This window comes from Pseudomonas sp. FG98 (assembly GCF_057808595.1).
In genome coordinates this window covers 20,207-37,631 of sequence record NZ_JBMDIJ010000037.1, presented here as the reverse complement: position 1 = coordinate 37,631, position 17,425 = coordinate 20,207, and the positions used below count along the sequence as shown (strand labels likewise).

12 protein-coding genes are annotated in these 17,425 nt (G+C 59.1%); 6 read left to right on the top strand and 6 right to left on the bottom strand.

From position 1 onward, the window contains the following. Window positions 1-204 precede the first annotated feature (204 nt). The 4 genes from ACODSK_RS20095 to ACODSK_RS20080 form a co-directional block, all read right to left on the bottom strand. A complete protein-coding gene (locus tag ACODSK_RS20095; protein WP_489018550.1) occupies window positions 205-1,275 on the bottom strand; it encodes a TniB family NTP-binding protein in 1,071 nt (356 codons plus the stop codon). Next, entirely contained in the window at window positions 1,276-3,087 is a 1,812-nt protein-coding gene (locus ACODSK_RS20090; protein ID WP_489018548.1) for a hypothetical protein, read from the bottom strand. It abuts the gene before it with no gap. 552 nt (window positions 3,088-3,639) lie between these two features. Next, entirely contained in the window at window positions 3,640-4,644 is a 1,005-nt protein-coding gene (locus ACODSK_RS20085) for an SNIPE associated domain-containing protein (protein WP_489018547.1), read from the bottom strand. Beyond that, the gene (locus ACODSK_RS20080; protein ID WP_489018545.1) at window positions 4,566-5,324 is read right to left on the bottom strand and encodes a hypothetical protein; all 759 of its coding nucleotides are present in this window, start codon (window positions 5,322-5,324) and stop codon (window positions 4,566-4,568) included. The genes ACODSK_RS20085 and ACODSK_RS20080 overlap by 79 nt, the downstream gene beginning before the upstream one ends. A gap of 328 nt (window positions 5,325-5,652) precedes the next feature. On the opposite strand from ACODSK_RS20080, the gene nhaA reads away from it, so the two are divergent. Beyond that, a complete protein-coding gene (gene nhaA, locus ACODSK_RS20075; protein WP_489018544.1) occupies window positions 5,653-7,011 on the top strand; it encodes a Na+/H+ antiporter NhaA in 1,359 nt (452 codons plus the stop codon). Between the two features lie 76 nt (window positions 7,012-7,087). Here nhaA and ACODSK_RS20070 read toward each other — a convergent pair whose 3' ends face one another. After that, window positions 7,088-8,989, bottom strand: a complete 1,902-nt coding sequence (locus ACODSK_RS20070) for a potassium transporter Kup (RefSeq protein ID WP_489018543.1) — start codon at window positions 8,987-8,989, stop codon at window positions 7,088-7,090. A 286-nt stretch (window positions 8,990-9,275) separates the two neighbouring features. Here ACODSK_RS20070 and ACODSK_RS20065 point away from each other — a divergent pair, with 286 nt between their 5' ends. The 4 genes from ACODSK_RS20065 to ACODSK_RS20050 all read left to right on the top strand — a co-directional run bounded on the left by ACODSK_RS20065 (window position 9,276) and on the right by ACODSK_RS20050 (window position 14,299). Beyond that, window positions 9,276-9,656 carry a DUF2946 family protein gene (locus tag ACODSK_RS20065; protein WP_489018542.1) on the top strand — a complete coding sequence of 127 codons (381 nt, stop codon included), beginning with the start codon at window positions 9,276-9,278 and terminating at the stop codon, window positions 9,654-9,656. 106 nt (window positions 9,657-9,762) lie between these two features. Further along, on the top strand, window positions 9,763-11,679 hold the full coding sequence (locus ACODSK_RS20060) for a TonB-dependent receptor (protein ID WP_489018540.1): 1,917 nt from the start codon (window positions 9,763-9,765) through the stop codon (window positions 11,677-11,679). Window positions 11,680-11,735: 56 nt separating this feature from the next. Next, the gene (locus tag ACODSK_RS20055; protein ID WP_489018539.1) at window positions 11,736-12,050 is read left to right on the top strand and encodes a copper uptake system-associated protein; all 315 of its coding nucleotides are present in this window, start codon (window positions 11,736-11,738) and stop codon (window positions 12,048-12,050) included. Between the two features lie 188 nt (window positions 12,051-12,238). Further along, window positions 12,239-14,299, top strand: coding sequence for a TonB-dependent receptor (locus tag ACODSK_RS20050; protein WP_489018538.1), 2,061 nt, complete (start codon window positions 12,239-12,241; stop codon window positions 14,297-14,299). A gap of 83 nt (window positions 14,300-14,382) precedes the next feature. Here ACODSK_RS20050 and mdlD read toward each other — a convergent pair whose 3' ends face one another. After that, window positions 14,383-15,699: an NAD(P)-dependent benzaldehyde dehydrogenase MdlD gene (gene mdlD, locus ACODSK_RS20045; protein WP_489018536.1), complete on the bottom strand. Its 1,317-nt coding sequence runs from the start codon at window positions 15,697-15,699 to the stop codon at window positions 14,383-14,385. Between the two features lie 134 nt (window positions 15,700-15,833). Between mdlD and mdlC the strand changes: the two genes are divergently transcribed. After that, window positions 15,834-17,420, top strand: a complete 1,587-nt coding sequence (gene mdlC / locus ACODSK_RS20040; protein ID WP_489018534.1) for a benzoylformate decarboxylase — start codon at window positions 15,834-15,836, stop codon at window positions 17,418-17,420. The last annotated feature ends 5 nt before the right edge of the window (window positions 17,421-17,425 follow it).

The following is a 17,425-nucleotide window of genomic DNA, read 5'->3' as shown; positions in this document are numbered from 1 at the left end:
GGGTGGCTGCGGGACACCTTGCTACCGATTGAGCAAGCGAGCCCTGGACGATATTGAGGCAGCGAAGAAGCACTGATTCATTGCTGGACGAAGAGATCCACTTCGGAAATCGCCCCAACGCTACCTCCAAGGCCCTTTGTGGCACAAAACGATGGCGAGCATAGTCCTACCCGCAGGTTTGGCGGAAAACGTTCCAAAAGCATCTTAGAGAGACTCCTCTTGGTCACTGAGTTTCGGCCGGTCGGTCTCAGCAGAGCCTACAGTGTTTGCCGGAACGCGCTCATTGCTTTTCGATGACTTGGATGCCGATGTGCGCTTGGGCTTCGCTGGTTTACGCCGGCGTGACTTAAGGGCGATCTGGGTGCTTTCGGCAGGCCCACCCCCGGTCTCAGGCTCTAGGACGGTATCTTCCTCGGTTAATCGGCCGAGGAAGTCGTAATGCAATGACTCGAAAAGCTCTAGCGTGATGCACTCTTGTCCGTTGCGTATGGCCTCGATGGCACATGCTCGTAGCAAATCAGTAATTGCCCGGGTGTTTTTCCGCAATCTGACTACTGCAGCCATGAAATGCACGCTGTCTACGATAGACTCTTTCTTTAAGGGCAAATGGCTCACGAATCCCGTAAGAAAAGTTCCCAATACTTCACTGTCTGGAATCCAATCCTCAATAGTGACTCTTCGGATCGCGAACCGACTAGACAGCTGTGGATCCGGGCCCAGCACCTTGAATAACTTTTGGATGCCAATTAAAATCACGGTAAGTCCATAGTCACCATTGGAGAATGACCTGAGCGCCGTTAGATTGGCTTCAGCTCGCCTGGCGCTTACAGCACGCCCAATGTCGTGCGACTCATCGAAGATCACCGCTACGATTCCTTTCTCACGGATCAAGCGACACGCTTCTTTGACATTATCGTAGGTGGCGTAGGGGTTACGCGGCGTTTTGACCACACCTAACTCACGATGCAGAATGGCACGTAGATCCATATCTTCTGCATATTTTGATAGGTCTATATACAAAATTTTGCCATAAGGAGAATCCACAAAAACATCTCGGATCCTCTTACCAATCGTCGTCTTACCAGCACCTGGCGGGCCCACGATGGCGAGTCCAATGTTACTGTCTGAGCGCTCAGCCGCAATCAAATCTGAGACCATGCCATAGGTCTTGATTATTTCAGGTCTGTTCATGAAAATTTTTCTATGGCATGCCTGGACACGTTCCTCGTCAGATTTATCCATGAACTTACGAGCAGCGTCGCTCAGATGATTCATCTAGCTCTCCCCTTGCATCGCCGGTGCACGCTTGGTGAAATCGCGTCTTTGATAAGTCTTCTGGGCCCTCGGAGGGCGCTCACTACGGGAGTGGTACTGCGTGTCGATGCACCCCGCTTCTTGAGCGCGCCGGTACTTCGTTTCGTTGACCCCATGACCTTCGTTGAGCAATTGCGTGGCCTTGATGCCTTCCGGACTGAGATGGCCAGGTTGCTCAAGAAGCTTCTGCTGAAGCAAGTATTCCGTCATGGTGCGTGGCAGTATGTCTTCATCAATGGCTACCAGTTCTATCCATTCGTCTTTGGCAGACAAATAGGCGTTGAGCGTGCGGATATTCAGTGCATCCGGTTTAACAAGAAGTTTACGGCGAGTGTGATCTTGGGCTTCGCCAATATCGTACTGAATGCCCCGATACTCTGCGTAGCAATTAGTGCAAGTGACCGTACGCTCAGGTAGAATTTCAAGTGCAAAACGCTTCGCATTCATGATCATTTCTGGCAACAGAGGCCGCCCGTTCTCATCGGTGTAGTATTCGTTCCAATTCCGCGCCGGTGACTTACCTTTGTAGTTTGTCGTTTCGTTGTGCTGACAGATAGCTTTGGTCAATTCGATAAGAAATTCTCTATATGTCATTACCGAATCTTTAGCTGGGTCGAAGTCACGTGTGCGTTTAGGATGCGAGCAAGTCGTCCCGCGTTGCAGGTGGATGAACTTAGTGTTAAGAGTCCCGAATGTCCGCTCGACTTTACCGCCCGCCTGCTTGGAAGTGCGGTACTTTACATCGATATCCCATTTGGCGCATGCGCGACGAAATGATTTGGCGCGGAACTCCTTAGCGTTGTCGGTAAAAATCACTTCTGGCTTTCCATAATACGGATACACCAGTCCTCCAAGCCCAAGCTCTTGCATAAATTCGGTTTTTGGCATTAATGCATGCAGCAAGAGATTCGAAACCGTCCTAGAGCTTGGGGGGTCGAATGAGAGATGAAAACCTAGGACTACCCCAGTGCAGGTACAGACAGCAAGTGAAAAGTATGGACGCCCAATAGGCTTCCCATCTTTTTCCGAGCGTAAGAAGATATCCGCCAAGGTGTGATCAAGTTGCACCTCCTGGAGGGCGCGCGTTATTCGGCGATTCTTACGCCGAACAAACATGTCATCAGCGGTGTATTTTCCTTCGCGACGGGCAGTCCTGTCCTTTGGATCTATGCGCATTATCCGTTTGCGCATGGCCGACATCGAGGGGCAGGTGATCTTGCGGCTGTGGGACTCTGCCTGTAACTTGGTGTACAGGTAGCTCAAAGTCCATCCTTCTAACGCATACTTGTTGTAGCAAAACAGAATCGCATCTTCCTGCTCTTCAGACAGAAGAGTGCTGCCTTTTTTTCGACCTTTGGGATTAACAAGCATGCATTCGACGCCGAGATCTTCATCATACTGTTCAAGAAATGTATAGAAAGAGCTTCGTCCAATTTTCAGTTCGGCGCATACATCTTCCTTCGTCTTAAGTTCTCCAGTAGCAAATTTTTTGTATGCATTGAATCGGACTTGCGCGAGAGCCCACTGCGCCGCAGTAATGGGGTCATCCGAGCGGTCGTCATCGGCCTCTATAGCTCGCTCGTTCACCAGCTCTTGCAATTTAAGCAGGTCACTGCGACTGATCTCGATTAGGTTATTGATGTCAGCATACACCGTTGCATTTGATTCAAATGAACGAATCTCCACTCGATCGCTTCGATCAACAACCCCCTCGACTATATAAACGCCTGAATCCTGGCCTTTCAGGACAACCAGGCTGCCTACCTTGATCATTTGAAAGTACTGCCTTGTTGCATGTAAGTTTTCCAGTGTCTGTCCTGAGAACAGCCTGAAGGGCGACCGCTTATACGAAAGCCTTTGTTCGTCGGGGTGGGCTGTCTCGGTTCAGCCAAAGACTCAGGGGGTAGGCGTGGGTCTGGGTTCATGATCGTCCCCAATGACAGCTGAAAATCGAAGGTATAGCTCGCCCCGGACAAAAATCAAATTTTTGAAAATAAATCCATGATAAGCTATTGTTTTTGATGTGTAATTTTTATGTGCTGGAAATTTTCTTATGCTGGAAAATCGAGTTGATTTTCCAGCATAAGAAAATCTTTTCGTACAAAAGTCTATGTGCATCAGCGGTCGAGGTGGTGTCCGTTAATTTGGAAACGCTGACATCATGAATCATCCAGACCACAGATCGTTCACATAACGCTGATGCGCTGCCCGCCCTGCAGTCAGCACACCAGCTTCCAGCGTCACAAGACAAACACAATCCGCTCTCCAACATCGCCCCGGCCAGTGCGCCAATCTCGACGAAGCATACCTGCGGCTCGGTGTAGCTTAGGCCGAAGCCAAAGCCTCTTCCTCCGCGTGCTCGATGGCTTCCTCAGCTTCTATCTGATGGCGCGTCCACTCCGCAGCAATCGCGGGGCTCTCGATGATCTGTTGCTCGATGCGTTGGGTCTCTCTGTATTCGATCGCCTTAGCGCTCATCGTCCACTGCGTCTCAACACCGAGCTGCTCAAGCTCAGCTCGGATAGCAGGCAAACCGATACGGAAGAATTCCTTGCGCGGGTTGACCTTGTTCACCTGCTCCCGCAAAAAGTGGCGATGTAGCTGCTTCTCAAGCCCAGGTGCGTCGTCGCTGAAGATCATGGCATGGACATCGAACTCGAACGGAACGCTTGCGTCACCGAGTTCCCGAACCCGATCCAGGGGCTCAAGGCGACGAGTCATGCCTATTTTAAAGACCTGCTCACCGAACGAGCCGATGTTGGAGATGATGTAGACATGGCCCGCACGCGTCTGCTGGGCCATAGAGAGCGCTCGCTGGTTCTTGTCCTCAGCCGCCTGGAGTTGCTCCTGCAGCAGCGCCAGTCGAGCCTCGAAGTCTGCACGCTCAGCGGCGCTGGCCGCGGCCACCTGTTCCTGGGCTTTCTCCAGCGCTTTGCGCAAGGCGGCCTCTTCCTTTGCAGCGTCCTTGATCGCGCGCTCGAACTCGCGTCGAGCCTTCTCTTCCTCTCGGATTTGCTCACGCAGTTGGCGTTGCTCTTCACGTTCTTGGTCTTTGAGGAGTTTTGCAGTCACTGCCCATCGCAGCTCCTCCAGACGAGCGTTCACGTACTCTTCAGTGATTCGCGCATTCCGGAATGACGCACCGTTGAGATTAACCAGTGCGGCAGCATCGCGGATCTCCTGCTCCAGCTTCCCGTGATTGTCGGCTTTGGAACGGGTGAGGATGGAGTCCACCTTGCCGTTAAAGGCATCTACGATAAAGCGTACAGCCGTATCGCGACGATTAGCCTCGACATAGTCGCAAGCTGCAGCCCTTCCCGCTTTAACCATATGTGATCACGGGCTGCCTTGAGCTTCTGGCCAGCTTCGGTGAAACCGAACTCCTCGGCGAGGTCATCCAGAAGGTTGTAGGTCGGCACGATGTAAGCATCGCCATAACCTTCAACAACGTTCTTCATGGCTTGTGCAGCATCGGCGTAGTGTCTGGCCTTACCCATAGCGGCCAAAGCATCGCCAGCGACCTGCTGAGCCCGCGTCTGTGCATCGGCAATGATCTTGTCTGCATCTGCCACAGCCTGCTGCAAGCGGCTCTCGGCCTGGCTGACTTTCGACTGAGCCTGCTGCAGTAGCTGATCGCGCTCTGCTCTGCCCTTACTGAGTATTTGGATTTTTTCGGCTTCTGCGGCTGCAATGGCTTGCTTTAAGCAACTCTCGGCCTCAGTTAATTTGGCCTGCGCCTGCTGGAGAAGCTGGTTCCGCTCTGCTCGGGTCTCGCCAAGGATTCTCGCGGCTTCTGCTTCGGCGTCGAGCACTTCTCTAAATCGCTCCAATTCACTCAAGGTTTGCAGCAGTTTGGCGTTCAGCGCCGCAGATTTCTCCTCGGTGGACCTGAGATCGTTTTGCCTAGCCTCGAGCTCCCTCCTCAGTTGGCCAACCACCCGCCTCGCCCTGATGCTCTGTACGAGAAACACACAAGCTGTGATGCCGGCGACTATTGCTAAAAGCTCCATGTGCAGTGACTCCCTGTCTGAAACGAAAGCAGAATCCTAATCGACGTAGCAGCCATTAGCCATCAGCCTTATTCGCCGCGCAGGCTGATGCAGCCAACATGCCTCCAACCTGAAGGGATACATTTGTACTCTCCCTAGAGATCAACCGCGTTTCTTCTTCACGGTGCCGTGACGCGCCTTGAAACCGAGGTTGAAATCGAGCTACACAGCAAGCGCCTCAAGATCAGGCATGGGTGATAGACTTCCCCCCGGGTGCTAGCTGCAAAACGCAGTAACGCAGGTTAAAGAACAGCGCAGGTCGGGCCGCCTTGCGGGAGTACTTGCGCCTATGCAAAAAGTAGAACTGCCCCGTCCCCAGCAACTCGCCCAACGTGCATTCGCCACGTTCGAGCGCTTCCTGCATATCGAAGCCGTCAGTGGTGTCGTGCTGTTGATCGCCGCCCTGGCTGCGCTCGCATGGGCAAACTCTTCAATAGCCGAAAGCTACGATGCGCTCTGGCACACCCCATTGACCTTCGGCCTGGGGTCGATGGTCTTCTCCCAATCCCTGCATTTCTGGATCAACGACGGCCTGATGACCATCTTCTTCCTGGTGGTTGGCATGGAGATTCGTCGAGAAATCCACGAAGGCGCGCTGGCCAGTCTTCGCCAGGCCACCCTGCCCCTGGCAGCGGCCGTTGGAGGTGTGGCTGTACCCGCCCTGATCTACCTCGCGTTCGTTAATGCACCGCAAGATCAGAACGGCTGGGCGGTCCCCACTGCCACTGACATCGCCTTCGCCGTTGGCGTGCTTGCCTTGCTTGGCAAATCGATTCCATCCAACGTGCGTATTTTCTTGCTGGCGCTGGCGATCATCGACGACATCATCGCGGTGCTGATCATCGCCCTCTTCTATTCCGGCGGCCTCGATTACACAGGCTTTGCTGTGGCAGCCATCGGCATCCTGCTGGTTGTCGGATTGCAGAAGATCGGCATCGGCTCGGCCTACGCGTACGTGATTCCAGGAGCCATCACCTGGCTCGGTGTGCTGATGACCGGCGCCCACCCGACACTGGCCGGTGTCCTGCTCGGACTCATGACCCCCGTTCACTCGACGCCCATGGGCGAGCGCCCGATAGAAGCCATCAAACGCTTCACCAACGACCTGCTCGGCAGCGTAAAAGCGCCAGAGCAAAACAGCAGCGACCTGATCGACCCGCTCAAACGCCTGCGGCTTGCCCAGCGGGAACTGGTACCGCCGGTAGTGCGCGTGCAAAGTGCACTGCATCCCTGGGTAGCCTTCGTGATCATGCCGGTGTTCGCCCTGGCCAATGCCGGGGTCGGATTATCCGGGGTGGACCTGTCGTCCGAGGGGCCATACCAGGTGATGGTCGCTGTCACCCTGGCACTCGTTCTGGGCAAGCCCCTGGGTGTTGTCGGTATCAGCTGGCTAGTGGTGCGCCTGGGCTGGTGTGCGTTGCCGAAGGGTGTCACCTGGGGCGGCATCACATTGATCGGCCTGCTGGCGGGTATCGGTTTCACCATGTCGATCTTTATCGCCAATCTCGCCTTCGTCGACCCGGGCTCACTGGGGGCCGCCAAGCTCGGTGTGCTCACCGGCTCGGTCATTGCAGCAACCATCGGGCTGTCCTGGGGCGCAATAAATATCAGAAAAGCTGCCAATATCCGCCAACTGAAAGCTGACTGACCAGCTCATGCCGCACCGCCCTGAAGCTATGTCCTGGTTGCAGGTTTTCATGGGTGGTGCGCACCGCAGGCCAGCGTCACATCTCGACCTGGGTCCCCAGTTCGATCACCCGATTGAGCGGCAGCTTGAAGTACTTGAGGTTGCTGTTGGCGTTCTTCAGCAGGAAGGCGAACAGGTGCTCGCGCCATTTGGCCATACCGATCCGCTTGGTCGGCACCACGGTTTCCCGGCTGAGGAAGTAGGTGGTGCGCATGGGGCTGAAGTCCAGTTCCGCAGTGCTGCTCTGGCTGAGGGCAAGCGGTACGTCTGGCTCCTCCATGAAACCGAAGTGCAGGCTGACCCTGAAGAACCCGCCGCCGAATGCTTCGACTTCGAAGCGCTTGCCTGCACTGACCCGCGGCGAATCCTCCGACACCACCGTCAACAACACTACCTGCTCATGCAAAACCTGGTTGTGCAGCAGGTTGTGCAGCAAGGCATGGGGTACTGCATCGGTACGGGCGGTAAGAAACACCGCCGTGCCTTGCACCCGATGCGGAGGCTGTGACTGGACGCTGCTGATGAACAACGGCAGCGGCAGTGCCGACTCATCCAGCCGCTCGACGACAATGCTGCGCCCGCGCTTCCAGGTGGTCATCAGCACGAACAGCGCCAGGCCGGCGATCACCGGGAAGGCCCCGCCCTGCAGGATCTTCGGTGCATTGGCAGCAAAGTACAGGCTATCCACGAGCAGGAAGCCCAACAACAGTGGAATCGCCCACCAGCGCGGCGCCTTCCACAACAGCAACACCACCGCCGAGGCCAGCAGCGTGGTGATCAGCATGGTCCCGGTCACCGCCACACCGTACGCGGCGGCCAGCGCACTGGACGACTCGAAACCGATCACCAGCAGCACCACCCCCACCATCAACGCCCAGTTGACCGTGCCGATATAGATCTGTCCCTGCTCTTCGCTGGACGTGTGCTGGATGAACATGCGCGGTACATAGCCGAGCTGGATGGCCTGGCGGGTCAGCGAGAACGCACCGGAAATCACCGCCTGCGAGGCAATGATGGTCGCAAGGGTGGCCAGCGCGACCATCGGCAGCAACGCCCAGCCGGGAGCCAGCAGGTAGAACGGACTGCGCACCGCCGTCGGGTCGTTGAGGATCAATGCGCCCTGGCCGAAGTAATTGAGCACCAGGCCCGGCAGTACCAGCATGAACCAGGCACGGGAAATCGGCTTGCGGCCGAAATGGCCCATATCGGCGTACAGCGCTTCGGCACCGGTCAATGCCAGCACCACCGCGCCCAGGATGGCGACGCCCACGCCGGGATGAGCGACGAAGAAGTGCACGGCCCAGGCCGGACTCAGCGCCTGCAGCACTTCGGGCCGCTGGGCGATGCCATGGATGCCCAGCGCGCCCAGCACCACGAACCACACCACCATCACCGGCCCGAACAGGATGCCGATGCGCGCCGTGCCGTGTTTCTGGATCACGAACAACCCCACCAGGACCACCACCGAGATCGGCACCACCCAGTGATCGATGCCATCGATACCCAGTTGCAGGCCTTCGACCGCCGACAGCACGGAAATCGCCGGGGTGATCATGCTATCGCCGTAGAACAGCGCAGCACCGAACAGCCCCAGCAGCACCAGCACCCTGCCCAGCAGCGGATATGGCCGCGCCGCTCGCCTGGCCAGCGCGGTCAGGGCCATGATGCCGCCCTCGCCCTGGTTGCTGGCGCGCAGGATGAACAGCACGTACTTGACCGACACCACCCAGATCAAAGACCAGAACACCAGCGAAAGGATGCCCAGCACCCCTTCTATGTTGGCTTGCACGCCAAAATGGCCGTTGAACACTTCCTTGAGGGTGTACAGCGGACTGGTGCCGATGTCGCCGTAGACCACGCCAACAGCAGCGACCAGCAGGCCGATGCCGGAACTCTTGCCGGCGTGGGATTGATTTTCAGCAGTTGCGGTCTGGCTCACAGATAACGTCTCGTCAGCATTGCGTAAATGCTGAGTGCAGGCAGGAATTCGGAGGGCTTGGAAAAGCTGCGCCAGTATCGGCCCATCTTTTTGTTCCGGGCATAAAGAAAGCGTAAAAAAGCACGGGTTGCCCACTCATCGGCCAGACAGCAAAACGGCCGCCCTGACCCGCTGCCTGCCAAAGCAGCTCATCCGTGCGAGCTCGGCATGGCGCACCAGACACAAACGATAAGCATTGCTAGAATCGGCCTTCGCCCCACATCGAGGCGGTCATCGAGCAAAGGATATGCATCAAAGCGCAGGACATCGCCGCTCATTCGCCTGGATTCTCTACGCCAGTCTGCTGTTCACCGTGCTGCACTGTGGCCTCGGGCACGGCCAGGCGATCGGCCTGACCCTCAATGGCCTGGGTGGCGCCTTCTGCAGCCATTCCGGAGCAACTGCCGGCCCCATCAGCTTCGAGCAGTGGTCTGGCGACAGCCTGGCGACTGGCACCACGCTGGATTGCCCGTTGTGCAGTCATACAGGCCTTGCCTTCACGCCTCTGCTGCCCGACCTGCCGATTGCCTGCCACGTCGTTCACACACTCCTGCCTGACGCACCCGACAACTGGCCCCGTCGCTTCTGGCCGCAGGCCAACCCCCGTGCCTCCCCTGCCCTGACCTGATTCAGTCCCATCGCCATCCCGCGCACCGGCTCCATGCACATGGAGATGCCGGCCTGTGCGCGAGGCTGGCTTGCCTTGACTTAACGCATCAGGAAATACCCAGAGAATGAACAACAGAACCATCGGCTGCGCTGCAGTCCTTGCCCTGTCCAGTAGCGTCACGCTGGCCGAGACCAGCACCCTTGAGCTTGCCGCAACACCTGTGGTGGGAACCTCGGTCATCGACCAGAACAGCGTCGACAGCTTCGCCAGCCTGACCACCGTGGTGGGCCAGGAGCAGATCCGCGACCTCAATGCCCTCGATCTGTCTTCCGCGTTGCGCAGAACCCCAGGAGTGGTTGTTTCACGCTTCAACCCGGTGGGTTCGTTCGGCGGTGCCGAGGGTGGCGCGGTCTACATCCGAGGCATGGGGGCCAGCCGTCCGGGCAGCGAGATCAAGACCTACATCGACGGCGTACCCTTCTACATGGGGGTATGGGGCCATCCCCTGCTGGACCTGCTGCCGATCAATGGGATGCAGAGCATCAGTGTCTACAAGGGACCGCAACCGCAGAAATTCGGCAACACCTTTGCCGCCATCGACCTGACGCCCAAGGTGGCCGAACAGGGCGATAACCAGCAGGGCGAGCTGCAACTGACTGGCGGCAGTTTCCGTACCGCCACCGAGCAAGCCAGTCTCATCGGCCGAGAAGGCAACTTCGACTACCTGCTGGCCCAGGGCGCAGCTCGCTCCGAGGGTGACCGTAGCGATGGCGACGGTCGCCTGAACAATGGCATGGCGCGACTTGGCTATCGCCTGAGCGACAACTGGAGCACGGGATTACTGGTGCTGCACGCCAACAACCAGGTGTCAGACCCCGGGCAGAAAGGTCTGCCGGACACAAAGAACGGTGAGTTCAACACGCGGGGAACCTTGGCTTCGTTGTCCTTGAACCACGACCACGACTGGGGCACTGGCAGCCTCAAGGTCTACCACAATGAAGGCCGGGGCGCGGCACTTGACCAGGCCGGGCTGGACGGCGACACCATCAGCGACTTCACCCTGCAAGGCCTGCGCTGGGAAGAACGACTGCACCCCTGGCAAGGCGGTGAGGTCGCCCTGGGCCTGGACATCGACGAGAGCAAGGGCGAGGTGCACTTCAAGCGCGTCGCGCCGGCAGTGCCGGCGAAGTTCGCTGCACCGACCCTGCGCGTGACCTCGCCGCATGTAGCCCTCAGCCATGCCTTTGTCATCGATGACCGCTGGACACTGACGCCCTCGGCCGGCGTGCGCACCTACGCTCACAATGTCTTCGAAAGCGCGGCCGCGCCTCACGCCGGGCTGCTGCTGTCATCGGAGAATGTCGAGTTCCGCGCCAACGCCTCGCGCGGCATCAACTATCCGGGCCTCGAAGCCGCAGTGATGTCGACTCTCATACCGGCCTTGGGCGACACCTGGAAAGACCTGAAACCGGAGAAGGTCGACCATCAGGAACTGGGTGTGCGCTTCAACCCGATCGACAACACCACCCTGGACCTGGCGGTGTTCAAGGACAAGCTGCAGGACCGCTACCTGTTCGCCTTCCCTCCGGCAGTGTCGCGACCGTCGTACATCAACCTGGGCGACTACAGCGTAAAGGGCGCCGAAGCCACCTGGCAGCAGCGCTGGACCAGCAACTGGAGCAGCTTCGTCGGCTTCACCTGGCTTGATCCGTCTCTGAAGACCCTGCCCTACGCGCCCCAGAAGGCACTGTCACTGGGCACCACCTACGAGATCGGCCAATGGCGCCTCTCCGCCGATGCGCAGTACCAGAAGGACATGTACGTACTGGCTGAAGAACGCAACGCCGGTACCAGCAATTTCTCCAGGGTCGATAGCTTCACCGTGGTCAACATGCGGGTCGGCTACGCCGTGCCAGCGCTAGGCAAGGTCGGTGAGGTGTTCGTGGCCGTCGAGAACCTGTTCGACCGTGACTATGCCTACCGTACCAACTACCCGATGCCCGGTACCTCGGCGCAACTGGGTGTGAAGATGGGCTTCTGAGCCCGAAACCGGACGCTGCCGGCTTCCCGCCGGCAGCCTTGCAAAGGAACAGACTGATGAAAGCACCGATTTTTGCTCTGCTACTGGCATGCAGCCCGCTGTTGGCTGTCGCTGACACGTCCACCGAGCAACAGAACATCCAGCAACTGCTGCAGCACAGTTTCGAGCGCCCCGACGCCCCGCTGGATGTCGGCCCGATTACTGTCGAAGGTGACCACGCCGTTGCCGGCTGGTTGCAGGACAAGCGCGGTGGCCGTGCCCTTTTGCGCAAGGGGCCAAACGGCTGGCGCGTGGTGCTGTGCACTGGCGACTCCTTGCTCAACCCGGCCACCCTGCGGAGCGCAGGACTGGGCGAAGCCGACGCCACTTGACTGAGCCAGGCCGTGCGCAACGCCGAAGCGAGCCAGCCAGCAGAACGGGTCAAGCAGTTCGCGCTGTTCCAGGGCACGGTCAAGGTCGACAAGGATGCCGGACACGGCAATCACTGATGTTCGCCGGCGGTCCCGTGCACAACGCGCGTGATGACCGTGCCCGACTTTTCTGCCAGGAAGCTTTGTCCATGCCTGCGTTCCGTAGTACCGCACGCGCTGTATTGCCCGCGTTTGCCCTTGCCTGTGTTTCCAGCCTGAGCCCGTTGTCCCAGGCCGTAGCCGAAACACTGTCCAGCGATAACTCCACCCTGACGCTTGGCGCCGTCACCGTCAGTGGTAGCAGCACCGGCCCGTTGGCCACCAGCAGTGTCCTGAGCTCGGTGGACATCCTCGGCGGCGACATCGTCGAAAAGATGCCCGTGGCCTACAGCTGGGAGCTGTTCCGCCGTGCGCCGGGCGTCATGCTCACCGAGTTCAACCAGGGCACCACCTCCGGCAAGCTGTCGTTTCGCGGCTTCAACGGCGAAGGTGAAGTCAATGCCGTGAAACTGCTGATCGACGGCATCCCCAGCAACACCAACGACGGCAACATGCCCTTCATCGACTCGGTGTTCCCCATGGACATCGACAGCATCGAGGTAGTACGCGGCACCAGCGACCCGCGCTACGGCCTGAACAACATCGCCGGCAACGTCAACATCAACACCCGCACCGGCGGCGACTACAACAAGGTCCGCCTGCGCTACGGCAGCTTCAACGCCCGCGAAGTGCAGTTGGCCAAAGGCATCGAGACCAGCAACTGGACGCAGAACTACTTCCTCGCCCGCCAGCAGATCGATGGTTACCGCGACCATGCCGACACCGAACGCTACAGCTTCGGCGGCAAGTGGTTCTACACACCCGACGATGGCAGCTTCCGCCTGGGCCTGATCGCCCGCCACTACGAGTCCGAAGCCCAGGAGGCCGGCTATCTCACCGAGGACGACGCCCGCCACCACCCGCGCATGACCAATGACTACAACGCCACGGACAAGGGCACCCGGCGGATGAACCAGGTCAGCCTGCATTTCGATACCGATCTTGCCGACACCTTGTCGTGGTCGGCCAAGACCTACCTCAACACCTTCGACGATCGTCGCTGGACGCAGTACTGGCGCACCAGCGCGCAGCAGGAGCGCGACACCTACGAGGACCAGTACGGCGCCATCACCTCCCTGACCTGGCGACCCCAGGTCGACTGGCTGCATGCCTTCGCCCTGGAAGGCGGCAGCGATCTGCAGAAGCAGGAAAACCGCAGCGAGCGCTATCGCACCCTGCAGCGGGTACGCCAGGCGCAGACCCGCGACCAGGACTTCGCCTTCAACACGGTCGGCGCCTATGTGCAGGCCGAAATCGAGCCGGTCGAGTCGCTGAAGATCGTCCCGGCCTGGCGCGTCGACAGGATCAGTGGCGACTTCACCAACCGGATGACCGGGCAGGATTACGACATCAACGACTACGGGCTGATCAAGCAGCCCAAGCTCAGCATCGTCTATTCGCCCTGGAAGTTCGCCAGTGTCTATGCGAACTGGGGCCGCACCTTCCAGGTGGGCACCGGGGCCGCGTCCTACAAAGTACCGCCACGCAACGAGGACCTCGCCCCTTCGATCAACGAAGGCTGGGAGACCGGCGTCAAGTTCACCCCGGCCAGCTGGATCGATGGCCGCGTGGCCTACTGGCGCCAGGATGCGAGCGGTGAGGTCAGCCGCCGCCTCAATGATCCGAGCGGAGAATCCGACAACGTCGGCGAGACCCGGCGCTGGGGCTACGACCTGCAGCTCAACCTGCACCCGGACGAGCGCACGGAGGTGTGGATGTCCTATTCCTGGCAATACTCGAAAATCCTCGAGCCCAGCAGCACACTACCGGGCAGCAAGGGCAAGGAAATCGATCACGTACCGCACCACCTGTGGAACAGCGGTATCAGCTACCAGGCCACTCCGGCGCTGCAACTCACAGCCTGGGCGAACGGCCAGACCAACTACTACCTTGAACGCGAGAACACCCAGGGCACCTATGGCGGCTACGTGCTGATTAACCTGGGCGCAACCTACAAGCTCAGCGAAACCATGAGCGTGGATCTGCAACTGAAAAACCTGACCAACCGTTACTACGAGTACGTCTGGTATGACCCTGACGGGGCTGACGCCGCTCTGCATTCACCGGGCGACGGTCGAGCCCTCTATGCCGGACTTACCTTCGATTTTTAAAGACTGAAGACCTTGCCTGGATCGGTCGGGGGCGTCCATCAGCCCCCGTTGCATTCCGCACCGCGTCCAGGCGTCCGAGGCCGCTAGGGAACAATCCGGACCGACTTCTTATGGGTAAACGTCAGGTAGCTGAAATGCCCGTGGTAATCCCCCATCCCTGAAGCACCAATCCCGCCAAAGGGCAAATACGGCGAAAACGCATGCACCATCACGCCGTTGACCTGTGCATCACCTGACTGAATCCTGTCGATAATTCCCTTGGCTCTTTGCACATCCTTGCTGAAGACATAGACCGCCAACGGTTTCGGGTGGTACCGGTTGATCAGGTCGACAGCCACATCCTCATTCTCGAATTCCAGCACCGGCAGGATCGGCCCGAACAGTTCTTCCGCCATCAACGCGTCATCCCAGTCGACGCCATCCACTACCGTCGCGCTGAACGCGCGTTTCTCGATGTCCGCCTGGGCACCGACCAGAACCTTGCCGCGACTTTGCTCCAGCAAGCCGATCAGTCGGGAAACCTGGCGGGCGGTCACCAGTTTGCCGGTGGCGTCCACCTCCGGCAGCTCACGCTGTACACGCTCGACCAGCCGCGACACCAGCGCCTGCCGGACGCTGCTGTGCACATAGAGATAATCCGGCGCAATGCAGGTCTGGCCACTGTTGATGAACTTGCCGAACATCAATTGATCCACCGCCTGCTCCAGGTCGGCATCAGGCAGTACCAGCAACGGGCATTTGCCGCCCAACTCCAGTACCACCGGCGTCAGGTGCTCTGCCGCAGCCCTCATCACCACCTTGCCGACGCTCGGGCTACCGGTGAAGAAAATGAAATCGAAAGGCAGTCTGAGTAGATGGGTGTTCTCTTCCCGCCCACCCTGCACCACCGCTACGTATTCGGGTGCAAAGGCTTCGGCAATGATTTTCTCGACGACGGCCGAGGTTTCCGGTGTGGTCTCTGACGGCTTGATGATGCAGGTATTGCCCCCGACGATGGCACCGATCAGTGGCGTCAGGGTCAGGTTCACCGGGTAATTGAACGGTCCGATGATATAGGTGACGCCATAGGGCTCCTGGACGATGTAGCACTCGGACGGTGCGATCAGCTCCGGCGTGGGAACCGCCTGCGGAGCCGCCCATTCGTCCAAATGCGCCAGGGCGAACTCGATCTCGTGAAGGACTTCGCCGATTTCCGCAAGGTCGACGGTCTCGCGGGCTTTGCCCAGGTCCGCCGCCAATGCCGGATACAGCAGATCGCGATTGTCCAGCACGGCATCACGCAGCTTTTCCAATGCCCGCTTGCGGTAGTCGAGATCGCTGGTCGCTCGGCTGGCGAAGAAGGCTTTTTGCGCGGCGAACAGTGCGTCGATTTGTACCGGGGACAGGTAGTTCATGGTCAAGAACCTCTCTTCGTGGTTGGCAAAACAGCACAAAAATAAACACTATCTATAAATAGTTTTAACTTATATCTATTTGATCTATTTATTGGCCAATCTTATCGTGGGTTTCATCATTTGGTAAGAGATAACTCGCCATGGCTTCGGTCCACAGCACCACCTACGAACTCCTGCGCCACCAGGGTATCGACACCGTCTTCGGCAACCCCGGCTCCAATGAACTGCCTTTCCTGAAGAACTTCCCGGACGACTTCCGCTACATCCTCGCGCTGCAGGAAGCGGTGGTCGTCGGTATCGCCGATGGCTATGCCCAGGCCAGCCGCAAACCGGCGTTCATCAACCTGCATTCGGCAGCAGGTACGGGCAACGCGATGGGCGCACTGAGCAATGCCTGGAACTCCCACTCGCCGCTGATCGTCACGGCCGGCCAGCAGACCAGGGCGATGATCGGTGTCGAGGCGCTGCTGACCAATGTCGATGCGACCAACCTGCCCCGCCCCCTGGTGAAGTGGAGCTACGAACCGGCCAGTGCCGCCGAGGTGCCCCATGCGGTGAGCCGGGCGATTCATATGGCGAGCATGGCGCCGCAAGGTCCGGTGTACCTTTCCGTGCCCTACGATGATTGGGACCGGGACGCGGACCCGCAGTCGCACCACCTGTTCGAGCGCAAGGTGAGCACGGCGGTACGGGTCAACGACGTAGAAATGCGCGAGTTGGCTGATGCCCTCACCCATGCCAGCAACCCGGTGATCGTGCTGGGGCCGGATGTCGATGCGGCGCGGGCGAACGCTGATTGCGTGACCCTGGCCGAACGCCTGAAAGCACCGGTATGGATAGCGCCCTCGGCGCCACGCTGCCCCTTCCCCACTCGACATGCCTGCTTCAGGGGCCTGCTGCCCGCTGGAATCGCCGCCATCTCCCAGTTGCTGGAGGGCCATGACCTGGTCCTGGTGCTGGGCGCTCCGGTGTTCCGCTACCACCAGTACGATCCAGGCCAGTACCTGAAGGCTGGCACGCGCCTGGTTTCGGTAACCTGCGACCCGCTCGAAGCGGCGCGAGCGCCCATGGGTGATGCGATCGTTGCCGATATCGGTGCCATGGCCGCCGCGCTGGCCTGCGCTGTCGGCGAACGGCAACAACCACTACCCGTTGCCCTGCCCCGACCGGACACCGTGGAGCAGGCCAGCGGAGCGCTGCGACCGGAAAGCGTGTTCGACCTGCTGAACGAAATGGCGCCGGACGATGCCGTATTCCTCAATGAGTCGACGTCGACCACCGCGCTGATGTGGCAGCGGCTGAACATGCGCCATCCTGGCAGCTACTACTTCTGCGCCGCCGGCGGCCTTGGTTTCGCCATGCCGGCAGCCGTCGGAGTCCAGTTGGCCGAACCCGGCCGCCAGGTCATTGCCGTCATTGGCGACGGCTCCGCCAACTACAGCATCAGTGCCCTGTGGACGGCCGCGCAGTACAACATCCCGGCGATCTTCGTGATCATGAACAATGGCACCTACGGCGCACTGCGCTGGTTTGCCGGGGTGCTCCAGGCCGAGAACGTCCCCGGGCTGGATGTTCCCGGGATCGACTTCTGCGCGCTGGCCCAGGGTTACGGTGTCAAGGCAATCAGGGCACAGGGTGTCGAGGCACTGCGAGGGGCGCTCGAAGAAGCGCTGGCCTGCAGCAGCCCGGTGCTGATCGAAGTCAGCACCACCGGCCCCGAGCAGTGAGGGCC

Coding starts and splice junctions, on each gene's coding strand:
- ACODSK_RS20095 (WP_489018550.1), bottom strand. CDS start 1,275: ATGAATCATCTGAGCGACGCTGCTCGTAAGTTCATGGATAAATCTGAC.
- ACODSK_RS20090 (WP_489018548.1), bottom strand. CDS start 3,087: ATGATCAAGGTAGGCAGCCTGGTTGTCCTGAAAGGCCAGGATTCAGGC.
- ACODSK_RS20085 (WP_489018547.1), bottom strand. CDS start 4,644: ATGGTTAAAGCGGGAAGGGCTGCAGCTTGCGACTATGTCGAGGCTAAT.
- ACODSK_RS20080 (WP_489018545.1), bottom strand. CDS start 5,324: ATGGAGCTTTTAGCAATAGTCGCCGGCATCACAGCTTGTGTGTTTCTC.
- nhaA (WP_489018544.1), top strand. CDS start 5,653: ATGCAAAAAGTAGAACTGCCCCGTCCCCAGCAACTCGCCCAACGTGCA.
- ACODSK_RS20065 (WP_489018542.1), top strand. CDS start 9,276: ATGCATCAAAGCGCAGGACATCGCCGCTCATTCGCCTGGATTCTCTAC.
- ACODSK_RS20060 (WP_489018540.1), top strand. CDS start 9,763: ATGAACAACAGAACCATCGGCTGCGCTGCAGTCCTTGCCCTGTCCAGT.
- ACODSK_RS20055 (WP_489018539.1), top strand. CDS start 11,736: ATGAAAGCACCGATTTTTGCTCTGCTACTGGCATGCAGCCCGCTGTTG.
- ACODSK_RS20050 (WP_489018538.1), top strand. CDS start 12,239: ATGCCTGCGTTCCGTAGTACCGCACGCGCTGTATTGCCCGCGTTTGCC.
- mdlC (WP_489018534.1), top strand. CDS start 15,834: ATGGCTTCGGTCCACAGCACCACCTACGAACTCCTGCGCCACCAGGGT.